The organism is Staphylococcus sp. T93 (genome assembly GCF_016743875.1).
In the GTDB taxonomy this organism is placed as follows: Bacteria; Bacillota; Bacilli; order Staphylococcales; family Staphylococcaceae; genus Staphylococcus; species Staphylococcus aureus.
Window position 1 is genome coordinate 2225226 of the sequence record NZ_CP068247.1, and the last position, 18232, is coordinate 2243457.

The following is an 18232-nucleotide window of genomic DNA, read 5'->3' on the forward strand; positions in this document are numbered from 1 at the left end:
AATGAAGTGGCTAAAACAACTACAATCCCTTCATACTAAACTTGTAATTGTTTATGTATTACTGATTATCATTGGTATGCAAATTATCGGGTTATATTTTACAAATAACCTTGAAAAAGAGCTGCTTGATAATTTTAAGAAGAATATTACGCAGTACGCGAAACAATTAGAAATTAGTATTGAAAAAGTATATGACGAAAAGGGCTCCGTAAATGCACAAAAAGATATTCAAAATTTATTAAGTGAGTATGCCAACCGTCAAGAAATTGGAGAAATTCGTTTTATAGATAAAGACCAAATTATTATTGCGACGACGAAGCAGTCTAACCGTAGTCTAATCAATCAAAAAGCGAATGATAGTTCTGTCCAAAAAGCACTATCACTAGGACAATCAAACGATCATTTAATTTTAAAAGATTATGGCGGTGGTAAGGACCGTGTCTGGGTATATAATATCCCAGTTAAAGTCGATAAAAAGGTAATTGGTAATATTTATATCGAATCAAAAATTAATGACGTTTATAACCAATTAAATAATATAAATCAAATATTCATTGTTGGTACAGCTATTTCATTATTAATCACAGTCATCCTAGGATTCTTTATAGCGCGAACGATTACCAAACCAATCACCGATATGCGTAACCAGACGGTCGAAATGTCCAGAGGTAACTATACGCAACGTGTGAAGATTTATGGTAATGATGAAATTGGCGAATTAGCTTTAGCATTTAATAACTTGTCTAAACGTGTACAAGAAGCGCAGGCTAATACTGAAAGTGAGAAACGTAGACTGGACTCAGTTATCACCCATATGAGTGATGGTATTATTGCAACAGACCGCCGTGGACGTATTCGTATCGTCAATGATATGGCACTCAAGATGCTTGGTATGGCGAAAGAAGACATCATCGGATATTACATGTTAAGTGTATTAAGTCTTGAAGATGAATTTAAACTGGAAGAAATTCAAGAGAATAATGATAGTTTCTTATTAGATTTAAATGAAGAAGAAGGTCTAATCGCACGTGTTAACTTTAGTACGATTGTGCAGGAAACAGGATTTGTAACTGGTTATATCGCTGTGTTACATGACGTAACTGAACAACAACAAGTTGAACGTGAGCGTCGTGAATTTGTTGCCAATGTATCACATGAGTTACGTACACCTTTAACTTCTATGAATAGTTACATTGAAGCACTTGAAGAAGGTGCATGGAAAGATGAGGAACTTGCGCCACAATTTTTATCTGTTACCCGTGAAGAAACAGAACGAATGATTCGACTGGTCAATGACTTGCTACAGTTATCTAAAATGGATAATGAGTCTGATCAAATCAACAAAGAAATTATCGACTTTAACATGTTCATTAATAAAATTATTAATCGACATGAAATGTCTGCGAAAGATACAACATTTATTCGAGATATTCCGAAAAAGACGATTTTCACAGAATTTGATCCTGATAAAATGACGCAAGTATTTGATAATGTCATTACAAATGCGATGAAATATTCTAGAGGCGATAAACGTGTCGAGTTCCACGTGAAACAAAATCCACTTTATAATCGAATGACGATTCGTATTAAAGATAATGGCATTGGTATTCCTATCAATAAAGTCGATAAGATATTCGACCGATTCTATCGTGTAGATAAGGCACGTACGCGTAAAATGGGTGGTACTGGATTAGGACTAGCCATTTCGAAAGAGATTGTGGAAGCGCACAATGGTCGTATTTGGGCAAACAGTGTAGAAGGTCAAGGTACATCTATCTTTATCACACTTCCATGTGAAGTCATTGAAGACGGTGATTGGGATGAATAATAAGGAGCATATTAAATCTGTCATTTTAGCACTACTCGTCTTGATGAGTGTCGTATTGACATATATGGTATGGAACTTTTCTCCTGATATTGCAAATGTCGACAATACAGATAGTAAGAAGAGTGAAACGAAACCTTTAACGACACCTATGACAGCCAAAATGGATACAACTATTACGCCATTTCAGATTATTCATTCGAAAAATGATCATCCAGAAGGAACGATTGCGACGGTATCTAATGTGAATAAACTGACGAAACCTTTGAAAAATAAAGAAGTGAAGTCCGTGGAACATGTTCGTCGTGATCATAACTTGATGATTCCTGATTTGAACAGTGATTTTATATTATTCGATTTTACGTATGATTTACCGTTATCAACATATCTTGGTCAAGTACTGAACATGAATGCGAAAGTACCAAATCATTTCAATTTCAATCGTTTGGTCATAGATCATGATGCTGATGATAATATCGTGCTTTATGCTATAAGCAAAGATCGCCACGATTACGTAAAATTAACAACTACAACGAAAAATGATCATTTTTTAGATGCATTAGCAGCAGTGAAAAAAGATATGCAACCATACACAGATATCATCACAAACAAAGATACAATTGATCGTACGACGCATGTTTTTGCACCAAGTAAACCTGAAAAGTTAAAAACATATCGCATGGTATTTAACACGATTAGTGTTGAGAAAATGAATGCTATACTATTTGACGATTCAACCATCGTTCGTAGTTCAAAGAGTGGTGTTACAACCTACAACAATAATACAGGTGTCGCAAACTATAACGATAAAAATGAAAAATATCATTATAAAAACCTGTCCGAAGATGAAGCGAGTTCCAGCAAAATGGAAGAAACGATTCCAGGAACCTTTGATTTTATTAATGGTCATGGTGGTTTCTTAAACGAAGACTTTAGATTGTTTAGTACGAATAATCAGTCAGGCGAGTTAACATATCAACGTTTCCTTAATGGTTATCCAACGTTTAATAAAGAAGGTTCTAATCAAATTCAAGTCACTTGGGGTGAAAAAGGCGTCTTTGACTATCGTCGTTCGTTATTACGCACCGACGTTGTTTTAAATAGTGAGGATAATAAATCGTTGCCGAAATTAGAGTCTGTACGTTCAAGCTTAGCGAACAATAGTGATATTAATTTTGAAAAAGTAACAAACATCGCTATCGGTTACGAAATGCAGGATAATTCAGATCATAATCACATTGAAGTGCAGATTAACAGTGAACTCGTACCGCGTTGGTATGTAGAATATGATGGCGAATGGTATGTTTATAACGATGGGAGGCTTGAATAAATGAACTGGAAACTGACAAAGACACTTTTCATTTTCGTGTTTATTCTTGTCAACATCGTGTTAGTATCGATTTATGTTAATAAAGTCAATCGCTCACACATTAATGAAGTCGAGAGTAACAATGAAGTTAATTTTCAGCAAGAAGAAATTAAAGTACCGACTAGTATATTGAATAAATCAGTTAAAGGTATAAAATTAGAGCAAATTACAGGGCGATCAAAAGACTTTAGTTCTAAAGCTAAAGGCGATTCGGATTTGACCACATCAGATGGTGGAAAATTATTGAATGCGAACATTAGTCAATCGGTAAAGGTCAGTGACAATAACTTAAAAGATTTGAAAGATTATGTTAACAAGCGCGTATTTAAAGGTGCTGAATATCAATTAAGCGAGATTAGTTCAGATTCTGTAAAATATGAACAAACGTATGATGATTTTCCGATTTTAAATAACAGTAAAGCGATGTTAAACTTTAATATAGAAGATAACAAAGCGACTAGTTATAAACAATCAATGATGGATGACATTAAGCCCACAGATGGTGCAGATAAGAAGCATCAAGTGATTGGTGTGAGAAAAGCAATCGAGGCATTATATTATAATCGTTACTTGAAAAAAGGTGATGAAGTCATTAATGCTAGACTCGGTTACTACTCAGTCGTGAATGAAACGAATGTTCAATTGTTACAACCAAACTGGGAAATTAAAGTGAAGCATGACGGTAAGGATAAAACGAATACTTACTATGTCGAAGCGACAAATAATAACCCTAAAATTATTAATCATTAATATGAATCGTAATAAGCTAGCATTGCAAGCTCATCATATGTGAGAAGCGGTGCTAGCTTTTTTGCTGGTACGGTTTATTATGGCTGATGTTTTTGCGTCTCCAACGTGCGCATTTATTCATATTTTAAGTAGAACCGCATTGTAAAATTAGTGTAACTGTTATTTTAAAAACTTTAGTATTTGTCTAATCATTGTTATAATAATTAAGAAATTCATTGCACGTGATTATCAAAATTTAAATATAAGAAACCGGTCGATGAACTAAAGTTACATAATAGGAAAGGTATACAAAACAGCTAATATACTGATAGTTTCTGTAGGGAAAATCGTATATTTGCACTGATGTATATTGCAGTCATATAGAGAGATTGACTGTTTAAAGAGAAAGGATGAGCCGCTTGATACGCATGAGTGTATTAGCAAGTGGTAGTACAGGTAACGCCACTTTTGTAGAAAATGAAAAAGGTAGTCTATTAGTTGATGTTGGTTTGACTGGAAAGAAAATGGAAGAATTGTTTAGTCAAATTGACCGTAATATTCAAGATTTAAATGGTATTTTAGTAACCCATGAACATATTGATCATATTAAAGGATTAGGTGTTTTGGCGCGTAAATATCAATTGCCAATTTATGCGAATGAAAAAACTTGGCAGGCAATTGAAAAGAAAGATAGTCGCATCCCTATGGATCAGAAATTCATTTTTAATCCTTATGAAACAAAATCTATTGCAGGTTTCGATGTTGAATCGTTTAACGTGTCACATGATGCAATAGATCCGCAATTTTATATTTTCCATAATAACTATAAGAAGTTTACGATTTTAACGGATACGGGTTACGTGTCTGATCGTATGAAAGGTATGATACGTGGCAGCGATGCGTTTATTTTTGAGAGTAATCATGACGTCGATATGTTGAGAATGTGTCGTTATCCATGGAAGACGAAACAACGTATTTTAGGCGATATGGGTCATGTATCTAATGAGGATGCGGCTCATGCAATGACAGACGTGATTACAGGTAACACGAAACGTATTTACCTATCGCATTTATCACAAGACAATAACATGAAAGATTTGGCGCGTATGAGTGTTGGCCAAGTATTGAACGAACACGATATTGATACGGAAAAAGAAGTATTGCTATGTGATACGGATAAAGCTATTCCAACGCCAATATATACAATATAAATGAGAGTCATCCGATAAAGTTCCGCATTGCTGTGAGACGACTTTATCGGGTGCTTTTTTATGTTGTTGGTGGGAAATGGCTGTTGTTGAGTTGAATCGGCTTGATTGAAATGTGTAAAATAATTCGATATTAAATGTAATTTATAAATAATTTACATAAAATCAATCATTTTAATATAAGGATTATGATAATATATTGGTGTATGACAGTTAATGGAGGGAACGAAATGAAAGCTTTATTACTTAAAACAAGTGTATGGCTCGTTTTGCTTTTTAGTGTAATGGGATTATGGCAAGTCTCGAACGCGGCTGAGCAGCATACACCAATGAAAGCACATGCAGTAACAACGATAGACAAAGCAACAACAGATAAGCAACAAGTACCGCCAACAAAGGAAGCGGCTCATCATTCTGGCAAAGAAGCGGCAACCAACGTATCAGCATCAGCGCAGGGAACAGCTGATGATACAAACAGCAAAGTAACATCCAACGCACCATCTAACAAACCATCTACAGTAGTTTCAACAAAAGTAAACGAAACACGCGACGTAGATACACAACAAGCCTCAACACAAAAACCAACTCACACAGCAACGTTCAAATTATCAAATGCTAAAACAGCATCACTTTCACCACGAATGTTTGCTGCTAATGCACCACAAACAACAACACATAAAATATTACATACAAATGATATCCATGGCCGACTAGCCGAAGAAAAAGGGCGTGTCATCGGTATGGCTAAATTAAAAACAGTAAAAGAACAAGAAAAGCCTGATTTAATGTTAGACGCAGGAGACGCCTTCCAAGGTTTACCACTTTCAAACCAGTCTAAAGGTGAAGAAATGGCTAAAGCAATGAATGCAGTAGGTTATGATGCTATGGCAGTCGGTAACCATGAATTTGACTTTGGATACGATCAGTTGAAAAAGTTAGAGGGTATGTTAGACTTCCCGATGCTAAGTACTAACGTTTATAAAGATGGAAAACGCGCGTTTAAGCCTTCAACGATTGTAACAAAAAATGGTATTCGTTATGGAATTATTGGTGTAACGACACCAGAAACAAAGACGAAAACAAGACCTGAAGGCATTAAAGGCGTTGAATTTAGAGATCCATTACAAAGTGTGACAGCGGAAATGATGCGTATTTATAAAGACGTAGATACATTTGTTGTTATATCACATTTAGGAATTGATCCTTCAACACAAGAAACATGGCGTGGTGATTACTTAGTGAAACAATTAAGTCAAAATCCACAATTGAAGAAACGTATTACAGTTATTGATGGTCATTCACATACAGTACTTCAAAATGGTCAAATTTATAACAATGATGCATTGGCACAAACAGGTACAGCACTTGCGAATATCGGTAAGATTACATTTAATTATCGCAATGGAGAGGTATCGAATATTAAACCGTCATTGATTAATGTTAAAGACGTTGAAAATGTAACACCGAACAAAGCATTAGCTGAACAAATTAATCAAGCTGATCAAACATTTAGAGCACAAACTGCAGAGGTAATTATTCCAAACAATACCATTGATTTCAAAGGAGAAAGAGATGACGTTAGAACGCGTGAAACAAATTTAGGAAACGCGATTGCAGATGCTATGGAAGCGTATGGCGTTAAGAATTTCTCTAAAAAGACTGACTTTGCCGTGACAAATGGTGGAGGTATTCGTGCCTCTATCGCAAAAGGTAAGGTGACACGCTATGATTTAATCTCAGTATTACCATTTGGAAATACGATTGCGCAAATTGATGTAAAAGGTTCAGACGTCTGGACGGCTTTCGAACATAGTTTAGGCGCACCAACAACACAAAAGGACGGTAAGACAGTGTTAACAGCGAATGGCGGTTTACTACATATCTCTGATTCAATCCGTGTTTACTATGATATAAATAAACCGTCTGGCAAACGAATTAATGCTATTCAAATTTTAAATAAAGAGACAGGTAAGTTTGAAAATATTGATTTAAAACGTGTATATCACGTAACGATGAATGACTTCACAGCATCAGGTGGCGACGGATATAGTATGTTCGGTGGTCCTAGAGAAGAAGGTATTTCATTAGATCAAGTACTAGCAAGTTATTTAAAAACAGCTAACTTAGCTAAGTATGATACGACAGAACCACAACGTATGTTATTAGGTAAACCAGCAGTAAGTGAACAACCAGCTAAAGGACAACAAGGTAGCAAAGGTAGTAAGTCTGGTAAAGATACACAACCAATTGGTGACGACAAAGTGATGGATCCAGCGAAAAAACCAGCTCCAGGTAAAGTTGTATTGTTGCTAGCGCATAGAGGAACTGTTAGTAGCGGTACAGAAGGTTCTGGTCGCACAATAGAAGGAGCTACTGTATCAAGCAAGAGTGGGAAACAATTGGCTAGAATGTCAGTGCCTAAAGGTAGCGCGCATGAGAAACAGTTACCAAAAACTGGAACTAATCAAAGTTCAAGCCCAGAAGCGATGTTTGTATTATTAGCAGGTATAGGTTTAATCGCGACTGTACGACGTAGAAAAGCTAGCTAAAATATATTGAAAATAATACTACTGTATTTCTTAAATAAGAGGTACGGTAGTGTTTTTTTATGAAAAAAAGCGATAACCGTTGATAAATATGGGATATAAAAACGAGGATAAGTAATAAGACATCAAGGTGTTTATCCACAGAAATGGGGATAGTTATCCAGAATTGTGTACAATTTAAAGAGAAATACCCACAATGCCCACAGAGTTATCCACAAATACACAGGTTATACACTAAAAATCGGGCATAAATGTCAGGAAAATATCAAAAACTGCAAAAAATATTGGTATAATAAGAGGGAACAGTGTGAACAAGTTAATAACTTGTGGATAACTGGAAAGTTGATAACAATTTGGAGGACCAAACGACATGAAAATCACCATTTTAGCTGTAGGGAAACTAAAAGAGAAATATTGGAAGCAAGCCATAGCAGAATATGAAAAACGTTTAGGCCCATACACCAAGATAGACATCATAGAAGTTCCAGACGAAAAAGCACCAGAAAATATGAGTGACAAAGAAATTGAGCAAGTAAAAGAAAAAGAAGGCCAACGAATACTAGCCAAAATCAAACCACAATCCACAGTCATTACATTAGAAATACAAGGAAAGATGCTATCTTCCGAAGGATTGGCCCAAAAATTGAACCAACGCATGACCCAAGGGCAAAGCGACTTTGTTTTCGTCATTGGCGGATCAAACGGCCTGCACAAGGACGTCTTACAACGCAGTAACTACGCACTATCATTCAGCAAAATGACATTCCCACATCAAATGATGCGGGTTGTGTTAATTGAACAAGTGTACAGAGCATTTAAGATTATGCGAGGAGAGGCGTATCATAAGTAAAACTAAAAAATTCTGTATGAGGAGATAATAATTTGGAGGGTGTTAAATGGTGGACATTAAATCCACGTTCATTCAATATATAAGATATATCACGATAATTGCGCATATAACTTAAGTAGTAGCTAACAGTTGAAATTAGGCCCTATCAAATTGGTTTATATCTAAAATGATTAATATAGAATGCTTCTTTTTGTCCTTATTAAATTATAAAAGTAACTTTGCAATAGAAACAGTTATTTCATAATCAACAGTCATTGACGTAGCTAAGTAATGATAAATAATCATAAATAAAATTACAGATATTGACAAAAAATAGTAAATATACCAATGAAGTTTCAAAAGAACAATTCCAAGAAATTGAGAATGTAAATAATAAGGTCAAAGAATTTTATTAAGATTTGAAAGAGTATCAATCAAGAAAGATGTAGTTTTTTAATAAACTATTTGGAAAATAATTATCATAATTTAAAAACTGACAATTTGCGAGACTCATAAAATGTAATAATGGAAATAGATGTAAAATATAATTAAGGGGTGTAATATGAAGATTAATATTTATAAATCTATTTATAATTTTCAGGAAACAAATACAAATTTTTTAGAGAATCTAGAATCTTTAAATGATGACAATTATGAACTGCTTAATGATAAAGAACTTGTTAGTGATTCAAATGAATTAAAATTAATTAGTAAAGTTTATATACGTAAAAAAGACAAAAAACTATTAGATTGGCAATTATTAATAAAGAATGTATACCTAGATACTGAAGAAGATGACAATTTATTTTCAGAATCCGGTCATCATTTTGATGCAATATTATTTCTCAAAGAAGATACAACATTACAAAATAATGTATATATTATACCTTTTGGACAAGCATATCATGATATAAATAATTTGATTGATTATGACTTCGGAATTGATTTTGCAGAAAGAGCAATCAAAAATGAAGACATAGTTAATAAAAATGTTAATTTTTTTCAACAAAACAGGCTTAAAGAGATTGTTAATTATAGAAGGAATAGTGTAGATTACGTTAGACCTTCAGAATCTTATATATCAGTCCAAGGACATCCACAGAATCCTCAAATTTTTGGAAAAACAATGACTTGTGGTACAAGTATTTCATTGCGTGTACCGAATAGAAAGCAGCAATTCATAGATAAAATTAGTGTGATAATCAAAGAAATAAACGCTATTATTAATCTTCCTCAAAAAATTAGTGAATTTCCTAGAATAGTAACTTTAAAAGACTTGAATAAAATAGAAGTATTAGATACTTTATTGCTAAAAAAACTATCGAATTCTTCAACTACAGAAAATATATCTATAGATATATCAAGATTTTTAGAACTAAGTAATATGATACTCTTGTTAGATGATATGCTCGACGTCAATATATATATAAATTCTTTTAAAAATAATACATTAGAGACATTTGATGCGACTGATCCTGAAGTTGATTACATCACTGAAATAGGAGATTACTTATTAAAATATGACGTTAATTCTATAAATGATGTCAGAATTGAAGTGATAGATAATTTGGGGCATTCAAATAATATGCTACTAAAAACGATACTACATGCAGAAGTTGAAATGGAAGATGGAAAGAAATATTTATTACAAAATGGGAAATGGGGTTATTTTAATAGAGAATTTTTTGACCTTTTGAATGATCATTTGAATGAGATAGAAATTAGGTATAACACACTAACTCCCACAGGTTTAGTATTTAAAGAAGGAGAAGAAGGATATATAAAAGAAATAGTAGGAAGATTGCCAGAAGAATATTTAATGTTACATAAAAAATTCATAAAACCAATAAATAAGAATTTTATAGTAAAAGGAAATGGAATAGAGTTGGCAGACTTATACAATATTAAAAACAAAGAGCTTTTCACGATTAAAAGAGGAATTAATACATCTTTATCTCTTTATAGTCTAGAACAGAATATAATAGCAATTAACGCCTTAAAATATCCAGAATCATATAATTTTGAAGAATTAATAGAAGCTATTCCTGATAACTCGGAAAATATATTTAATGATATACAACGGAGTACAAATTTTAGTATAGTATGGATTTTACCGATATCATCTATTGATAATATGCCCATAAAAGATATGGTTCATACTAGTAACGTAATAAATAAAAACTTTCAATTAACTAATTTAGGTTCAGTATTACTTAAAAATAAATTAGTAGAGTGGTCTCTCTATTTAAAAGATCAAAGAATTAATCCAATTATTTATATGGAAACGCCAACTGAAGATAGAAATTAAACTTTTATTTTAAATCACCCTAGTTCATACCTAAAAGACTTTCACACAAACAAAGGAGGAAACTTAAATTCCTCCTTTCCCTTATTACTCATACTATAATTCAATTTTAACGTCTTCGTCCATTTGGGCTTCAAATTCATCTAGTAGTGCTCGTACTTCTGCAATTGATTGTGTGTTCATCAATTGATGGCGAAGTTCGCTAGCGCCTCTTATGCCACGCACATAGATTTTAAAGAATCTACGCAAACTCTTGAATTGTCGTATTTCATCTTTCTCATATTTGTTAAACAATGATAGATGCAATCTCAACAAATCTAATAGTTCTTTGCTTGTGTGTTCGCGTGGTTCTTTTTCAAAAGTGAATGGATTGTGGAAAATGCCTCTACCAATCATGATGCCATCAATACCATATTTTTCTGCAAGTTCAAGTCCTGTTTTTCTATCGGGAATATCATCGTTAATTGTTAACAATGTGTTTGGTGCAATTTCGTCACGTAAATTTTTAATAGCTTCGATTAATTCCCAATGTGCATCTACTTTACTCATGCGTTTGATAAAAACTTAAATAATATTAATTCGGTCATCAGTGGCGTTAAATCTTTTATCATTTTTAGTTATAGTTGATAAATTTATATTTATAAGCATATATGGATATTTCATCAAAAATTTTTATTTATATAAATCCGAACTGCATACATATTTGTTTAAATAAGAGGTATTATTTTTCGGGAAATTGCTGTCTGAGTTAAAAGGATTAGTTTTATAAAATGAGTTGAACTATAGCAAAAACGATTAAAATACTGATAATCCATTTTTGTATTATGTTAGGGACTTTTTTACTTAATTTTAACCCTATTGGAGCAAATATAATACTCCCTATTATAAGGAATAAGGCGTCATATAAAGGGATATAACCTTGAATAAGTTTGATGACAAAAGCACCAATTGAAGATATAAAAGCAATTACTATACTATTAGCGACTACAGTATTCATTGGTAATTTGAATAAAACCAATAATATAGGAATAATAATGAAGGCACCACCTGCACCTACTATACCTGAAATAATACCAATGAAAAGGCCAATGATAACTAATAAATATTTATTAAATGAAGACTTTTCGGAACTAGGTTTCACTTTAATAAACATTAATGTTAATGCAAGTAAAGCAATAATGATATATACCGTATTTACAAATGTAGCATCAAATAAATTTGCTAGAAATGCACCTAACATACTCCCTATAATCATGCCGCCACCCATATAAAGAACTAATTGTGGCGAGAACTCTGTTTTTTTTCGAGCTTTTAATGAGCCACTTAATGTACTGAAAAAGACTTGGCTAGAAGTAAGACCTGATGCGATATATGCGCTATATGCAGGGGCTCCGAATAATGGTGGTAATAATAAAATAGCTGGATAAATAATGATAGCACCACCTACGCCTACTAGACCAGATATGAACCCACCGAATACCCCAATGAGTAACATGATAACTATATTAACAATATCCATTACTTACTTTTCACCAATAAGTTTACAGCTTCATTAATTAACTCTTGGGAGCTTTCTTCATCATCCGCAGCTGCTTTTACACATTCTATTAAATTCTCACTAATAATGATACCCATCAAGCGTTGGAGTGAACTCTTTGATGCACTTATTTGTGTAATGACATCTTTACAGTCTTTTCCTTCCTCCATCATTTTAATAATTCCATTTAGTTGCCCTTGTATTCTATTAATACGATTAATCATTTTTTTATCATAATTCATAGTCATACCTCCACTTTTAATTGAATAAAAATATATTAATAGATAAACACAAATGTGTCAAATACCCCTAGAGGTATTTGACAAGTTCCATCCAACTGTTTAAAATACCCCTACAGGTATTTTTAGGGAGGTTATTATGAAACAATACGGAGAAAAGTTTATCGATGAATTTAGTAAAGCAGAATTGGAAAAACTAGCCAAGCAAGGGCAATTAATTGACGTTAGAACAGAAGAGGAGTATGCATTAGGACATATCAATGGTTCCATACTTCATCCTGTTGATGAGATTGAGTCATTCAATAAAGAAAAAAATAAAACCTATTATGTAATCTGTAGAAGTGGTAACAGAAGTGCTAATGCTAGTAAATATTTAGCTAAACAAGGTTATAACGTTATAAATCTTGATGGTGGTTATAAAGCTTATGAAGAAGAAAACGATAGTTATGATACACAAGAAGAATATAAAAGTATAGAAATTAAAGCAGATCGTAAACAATTTAACTATCGTGGTCTTCAATGTCCAGGGCCAATTGTAAAAATTAGTCAAGAAATGAAGAATATTGAAGTAGGTGACCAAATTGAAGTCAAAGTCACAGACCCTGGATTCCCTAGTGACATTAAAAGTTGGGTGAAACAAACAAGGCATACTTTAGTTAAGCTTGATGAAAATAACAATGGAATTAATGCGATTATTCAAAAAGAAAAAGCAAAAGATTTAGATATAAATTATTCTGCTAAAGGTACTACAATTGTATTATTTAGTGGAGAATTAGACAAAGCTGTAGCAGCGTTGATTATTGCAAATGGTGCTAGAGCTGCTGGAAAAGATGTAACTATCTTCTTTACTTTTTGGGGGCTTAATGCATTAAAAAAAGTGCAAACAGTTAATGTTAAAAAGCAAGGTATTGCAAAAATGTTTGATTTAATGTTGCCCAAAAAGAATATACGAATGCCTCTTTCCAAAATGAATATGTTTGGTTTAGGAAATATGATGATGCGCTACGTAATGAAAAAGAAAAATGTTGATTCATTACCAACACTTATCAATCAAGCTATTGAGCAAAATATCAAATTAATCGCTTGTACGATGAGTATGGATGTCATGGGTATTCAGAAAGAAGAACTTAGAGATGAAGTTGAGTACGGTGGTGTAGGCACTTATATTGGTGCTACTGAAAATGCGAATCATAATTTATTTATCTAATTAAATCTATTAATAAAAGGAGTTGTTATCATGTTTTTTAAACAGTTTTACGATAATCATTTATCTCAAGCATCATATTTAGTGGGTTGTCAACGTACAGGAGAGGCAATAATAATAGACCCTGTTCGTGATTTATCGAAATATATAGAAGTTGCAGATTCTGAAGGTTTAACAATTACACAAGCTACAGAAACACATATTCATGCTGATTTTGCTTCAGGAATTCGTGATGTGGCTAAACGCTTAAATGCAAATATATATGTGTCTGGCGAAGGTGAAGATGCATTAGGGTATAAAAATATGCCATCAAAAACACAATTTGTTAAACATGGAGATATCATTCAAGTAGGCAATGTTAAATTAGAAGTTCTGCATACTCCAGGACACACGCCTGAAAGTATTAGCTTTTTACTCACTGATTTAGGTGGTGGTTCAAGTGTTCCGATGGGATTATTTAGTGGTGACTTTATTTTTGTTGGTGATATAGGTAGACCTGATTTATTAGAAAAATCTGTTCAAATAAAGGGTTCTACAGAAATTAGCGCGAAACAAATGTATGAGTCCGTTCAAAATATTAAAAATTTACCAGACTATGTTCAAATCTGGCCGGGTCATGGTGCTGGAAGCCCTTGTGGTAAAGCATTAGGTGCCATACCTATATCTACAATAGGTTATGAGAAAATTAATAACTGGGCATTTAATGAAATTGATGAGACTAAATTTATTGAATCATTAACATCAAATCAACCAGCACCACCGCATCATTTTGCACAAATGAAACAAGTTAATCAGTTTGGTATGAATTTATATCAATCATATGATGTTTATCCTAGTTTAGATAATAAGAGAGTAGCATTTGATCTTCGTAGCAAAGAGGCCTTTCACGGTGGCCACACAAAAGGAACAATCAATATACCATACAACAAAAACTTTATTAATCAAATTGGTTGGTACTTAGATTTTGAAAAAGATATAGATGTAATTGGAGATAAATCTACTGTTGAGAAAGCGAAACACACTTTACAATTAATTGGGTTTGATAAGGTAGCAGGCTATCGTTTGCCAAAATCAGGCATTTCAACCCAGTCCGTTCATAGCGCTGATATGACAGGTAAAGAAGAACATGTATTAGACGTACGTAATGATGAAGAGTGGAATAATGGACACTTAGATCAAGCAGTTAATATTCCGCATGGTAAATTATTAAATGAAAATATTCCTTTTAATAAAGAGGATAAAATATATGTACATTGTCAGTCAGGTGTTAGAAGTTCAATTGCAGTGGGTATATTGGAAAGCAAAGGTTTTGAAAATGTGGTGAATATTAGAGAAGGCTATCAAGATTTTCCAGAATCATTAAAATAATTTAAGGATGTGGAAAAAATGAATAAGCATTATCAAATTGTTATTATTGGTGGCGGTACAGCAGGTGTTACCGTAGCATCAAGACTATTAAGAAAAAATCAAAACTTAAAAGAGAAAATAGCAATTATAGATCCAGCAGACCATCATTACTATCAACCATTATGGACGTTGGTTGGTGCAGGGGTATCTAGTTTGAAAAGTTCTCGTAAAGATATGGAAAGTGTTATACCTGAAGGTGCTAACTGGATAAAACAGGCTGTTTCAAGTTTTCAACCTGAAAATAATAGCGTTATTTTAGGAGATAATACAGTCGTTTATTATGATTTTTTAGTAGTAGCTCCAGGATTACAGATTAATTGGTCTTCAATTAAAGGACTAAAAGAAAATATAGGTAAAAATGGTGTTTGCTCTAACTATTCACCTGACTATGTTAACGAAACTTGGAACCAAATTTCTAATTTTAAACAAGGAAATGCCATTTTTACGCATCCAAACACTCCTATAAAGTGTGGAGGTGCGCCTATGAAAATTATGTATTTAGCTGAAGATTATTTTAGGAAACATAAAATCCGTTCTAACGCTAATGTGATATATGCAACGCCAAAAGATGCTTTATTTGACGTAGGAAAATATAATAAAGAATTAGAAAGGATTGTTGAAGAAAGAAATATAACAGTCAATTATAATTATAACCTTGTTGAAATCGACGGTGACAAAAAAGTGGCTACATTCGAACATATCAAAGCATACGATAGAAAAACAATAAGTTATGATATGTTACATGTAACACCACCTATGGGTCCCTTAGATGTAGTAAAAGAAAGTACACTTTCAGATAGTGAGGGTTGGGTAGATGTTAACCCAACCACATTACAGCATAAAAGCTACTCTAATGTATTTGCACTTGGTGATGCTTCAAATGTACCTACTTCAAAAACAGGCGCAGCTATTCGTAAGCAAGCACCTATCGTCGCTAATAATTTATTGCAAGTGATGAATAATCAAATGTTAACGCATCATTATGATGGTTATACTTCATGCCCTATTGTTACTGGATATAATAGGTTAATACTTGCAGAGTTTGATTATAATAAAAATACTAAAGAAACAATGCCGTTTAATCAGGCCAAAGAACGTAGAAGTATGTATATATTTAAGAAAGATTTATTACCTAAAATGTATTGGTACGGCATGCTAAAAGGATTAATATAATAAAGTACAGAAAACAATAAATTTTTAATGAAAAATCTTTTACTATAAAAGATTAAGTATTTAAATGACGTGTCAGTGTTGTGTTTATATGTCGTGAATTTTTAGCTCTAAATAGTATAAGATTGAAAAAGTTGTTACTGTTTTAAATGATCACGATGAAGTCATTCAATAAGAATGATTATGAAAATAGAAACAGCAGTAAGATATTTTCTAATTGAAAATCATCTCACTGCTGTTTTTTAAAGGTTTATACCTCATCCTCTAAATTATTTAAAAATAATTAATGGTATTTGAGCACGTTTAGCGACTTTATGACTGACATTACCAATTTCCATTTCTTGCCAGATATTCAAACCACGTGTACTCAAAATGATAGCTTGGTATGTACCTCCAATAGTAATTTCAATAACTTTGTCTGTTGAACACTAAGAGCAATTTTAATTTCATAATGTGTTGTAAACATTTTTTTTGATTGGAGTTTTTTTCTGAGTTAAACGATATCCTGATGTATTTTTAATTTTGCACCATTTCCAAAAGGATAAGTGACATAAGTAAAAAGGCATCATCGGGAGTTATCCTATCAGGAAAACCAAGATAATACCTAAGTAGAAAGTGTTCAATCCGTGTTAAATTGGGAAATATCATCCATAAACTTTATTACTCATACTATAATTCAATTTTAACGTCTTCGTCCATTTGGGCTTCAAATTCATCGAGTAGTGCTCGTGCTTCTGCAATTGATTGTGTGTTCATCAATTGATGTCGAAGTTCGCTAGCGCCTCTTATGCCACGCACATAGATTTTAAAGAATCTACGCAAGCTCTTGAATTGTCGTATTTCATCTTTTTCATATTTGTTAAACAATGATAAATGCAATCTCAATAGATCTAATAGTTCCTTGCTTGTGTGTTCGCGTGGTTCTTTTTCAAAAGCGAATGGATTGTGGAAAATGCCTCTACCAATCATGACGCCATCAATGCCATATTTTTCTGCCAGTTCAAGTCCTGTTTTTCTATCGGGAATATCACCGTTAATTGTTAACAATGTATTTGGTGCAATTTCGTCACGTAAATTTTTAATAGCTTCGATTAATTCCCAATGTGCATCTACTTTACTCATTTCTTTACGTGTACGAAGATGAATAGATAAATTGGCAATGTCTTGTTCGAAGACGTGCTTCAACCAATCTTTCCATTCATCGATTTCATAGTAGCCAAGGCGTGTTTTAACACTTACCGGAAGCCCACCTGCTTTAGTCGCTTGAATAATTTCGGCAGCAACGTCAGGTCTTAAGATTAAGCCGGAACCCTTACCCTTTTTAGCAACATTTGCTACAGGACATCCCATATTTAAGTCTATGCCTTTAAAGCCCATTTTAGCTAATTGAATACTCGTTTCACGGAACTGTTCTGGCTTATCTCCCCATATATGAGCGACCATCGGCTGTTCATCTTCACTAAAAGTTAAGCGTCCGCGCACACTATGTATGCCTTCAGGGTGGCAAAAGCTTTCAGTATTTGTAAATTCAGTGAAAAACACATCCGGTCTAGCTGCTTCACTTACAACGTGTCGAAAGACGATATCTGTAACGTCTTCCATTGGCGCCAAAATAAAAAATGGACGTGGTAATTCACTCCAAAAATTTTCTTTCATAATATATTTATACCCTCTTTATAATTAGTATCTCGATTTTTTATGCATGATGATATTACCACAAAAGCCTAACTTATACAAAAGGAATTTCAATAGATGCAACCATTTGAAAGGGAAGTCTAAGAGTAGTCTAAAATAAATGTTGTGGTAAGTTGATCAATACAAAGATCAAGGATTATAGTATTAAATTGTTCATTATTAATGATAC

General features: G+C 33.1%; 16 protein-coding genes and 2 pseudogenes. 11 read left to right on the top strand and 7 right to left on the bottom strand.

The annotated features are described in order from the left end of the window. Position 1: 1 nt before the first annotated feature. The 6 genes from walK to rlmH all read left to right on the top strand — a co-directional run bounded on the left by walK (position 2) and on the right by rlmH (position 8527). Positions 2-1828, top strand: a complete 1827-nt coding sequence (gene walK / locus JG553_RS11005; protein ID WP_000871607.1) for a cell wall metabolism sensor histidine kinase WalK — start codon at positions 2-4, stop codon at positions 1826-1828. After that, entirely contained in the window at positions 1821-3155 is a 1335-nt protein-coding gene (gene yycH / locus JG553_RS11010) for a two-component system activity regulator YycH (protein WP_001060131.1), read from the top strand. The genes walK and yycH overlap by 8 nt, the downstream gene beginning before the upstream one ends. Then, positions 3156-3944, top strand: coding sequence for a two-component system regulatory protein YycI (locus tag JG553_RS11015; RefSeq protein ID WP_001104172.1), 789 nt, complete (start codon positions 3156-3158; stop codon positions 3942-3944). Between the two features lie 389 nt (positions 3945-4333). After that, positions 4334-5134 (top strand): MBL fold metallo-hydrolase, encoded by an 801-nt coding sequence (locus JG553_RS11020; protein WP_000088648.1) that lies wholly within the window; start codon positions 4334-4336, stop codon positions 5132-5134. Between the two features lie 227 nt (positions 5135-5361). Further along, complete coding sequence (gene adsA, locus JG553_RS11025) at positions 5362-7680, top strand: LPXTG-anchored adenosine synthase AdsA (protein WP_000645780.1); 2319 nt, start codon at positions 5362-5364, stop codon at positions 7678-7680. Between the two features lie 367 nt (positions 7681-8047). Next, entirely contained in the window at positions 8048-8527 is a 480-nt protein-coding gene (rlmH, locus tag JG553_RS11030) for a 23S rRNA (pseudouridine(1915)-N(3))-methyltransferase RlmH (protein ID WP_000704776.1), read from the top strand. A 204-nt stretch (positions 8528-8731) separates the two neighbouring features. Here rlmH and JG553_RS11035 read toward each other — a convergent pair whose 3' ends face one another. Next, the gene (locus JG553_RS11035) at positions 8732-8866 is read right to left on the bottom strand and encodes a hypothetical protein (RefSeq protein ID WP_001790628.1); all 135 of its coding nucleotides are present in this window, start codon (positions 8864-8866) and stop codon (positions 8732-8734) included. On the opposite strand from JG553_RS11035, the gene JG553_RS11040 reads away from it, so the two are divergent. Together JG553_RS11040 and JG553_RS11045 are read left to right on the top strand one after the other, a co-directional pair. Next, positions 8830-8922, top strand: coding sequence for a hypothetical protein (locus tag JG553_RS11040; protein ID WP_001790000.1), 93 nt, complete (start codon positions 8830-8832; stop codon positions 8920-8922). The genes JG553_RS11035 and JG553_RS11040 overlap by 37 nt on opposite strands. 146 nt (positions 8923-9068) lie before the next feature. Next, on the top strand, positions 9069-10814 hold the full coding sequence (locus JG553_RS11045; RefSeq protein ID WP_000700190.1) for a DUF6119 family protein: 1746 nt from the start codon (positions 9069-9071) through the stop codon (positions 10812-10814). Between the two features lie 93 nt (positions 10815-10907). Here the strand turns inward: JG553_RS11045 and JG553_RS11050 are convergent. The 4 genes and pseudogenes from JG553_RS11050 to cstR form a co-directional block, all read right to left on the bottom strand. Next, positions 10908-11366, bottom strand: a pseudogene (locus JG553_RS11050) (tRNA-dihydrouridine synthase); the annotation flags it as partial. A gap of 9 nt (positions 11367-11375) precedes the next feature. Then, positions 11376-11477 (bottom strand): hypothetical protein, encoded by a 102-nt coding sequence (locus JG553_RS11055; RefSeq protein WP_001791873.1) that lies wholly within the window; start codon positions 11475-11477, stop codon positions 11376-11378. Between the two features lie 97 nt (positions 11478-11574). After that, positions 11575-12330 (bottom strand): sulfite exporter TauE/SafE family protein, encoded by a 756-nt coding sequence (locus JG553_RS11060; protein WP_000355845.1) that lies wholly within the window; start codon positions 12328-12330, stop codon positions 11575-11577. After that, positions 12330-12590, bottom strand: coding sequence for a persulfide-sensing transcriptional repressor CstR (gene cstR, locus JG553_RS11065; protein ID WP_001105087.1), 261 nt, complete (start codon positions 12588-12590; stop codon positions 12330-12332). The genes JG553_RS11060 and cstR overlap by 1 nt, the downstream gene beginning before the upstream one ends. A 136-nt stretch (positions 12591-12726) precedes the next feature. Between cstR and cstA the strand changes: the two genes are divergently transcribed. Genes cstA through sqr form a run of 3 tightly spaced genes read left to right on the top strand, consistent with a single transcriptional unit; the run spans position 12727 to position 16371 of the window. Further along, positions 12727-13794, top strand: a complete 1068-nt coding sequence (gene cstA / locus JG553_RS11070; protein ID WP_000816129.1) for a persulfide response sulfurtransferase CstA — start codon at positions 12727-12729, stop codon at positions 13792-13794. A 30-nt stretch (positions 13795-13824) separates the two neighbouring features. After that, entirely contained in the window at positions 13825-15159 is a 1335-nt protein-coding gene (gene cstB, locus JG553_RS11075) for a persulfide dioxygenase-sulfurtransferase CstB (RefSeq protein ID WP_000465474.1), read from the top strand. Between the two features lie 18 nt (positions 15160-15177). Further along, a complete protein-coding gene (sqr, locus tag JG553_RS11080) occupies positions 15178-16371 on the top strand; it encodes a type II sulfide:quinone oxidoreductase Sqr (RefSeq protein WP_001033018.1) in 1194 nt (397 codons plus the stop codon). Positions 16372-16637: 266 nt separating this feature from the next. Here the strand turns inward: sqr and JG553_RS13410 are convergent. Both JG553_RS13410 and JG553_RS11085 read right to left on the bottom strand, forming a co-directional pair. Then, positions 16638-16852, bottom strand: a pseudogene (locus tag JG553_RS13410) (universal stress protein); the annotation flags it as partial. Between the two features lie 185 nt (positions 16853-17037). Then, positions 17038-18024, bottom strand: a complete 987-nt coding sequence (locus JG553_RS11085; RefSeq protein WP_000662031.1) for a tRNA dihydrouridine synthase — start codon at positions 18022-18024, stop codon at positions 17038-17040. Between the last annotated feature and the right edge of the window lie 208 nt (positions 18025-18232).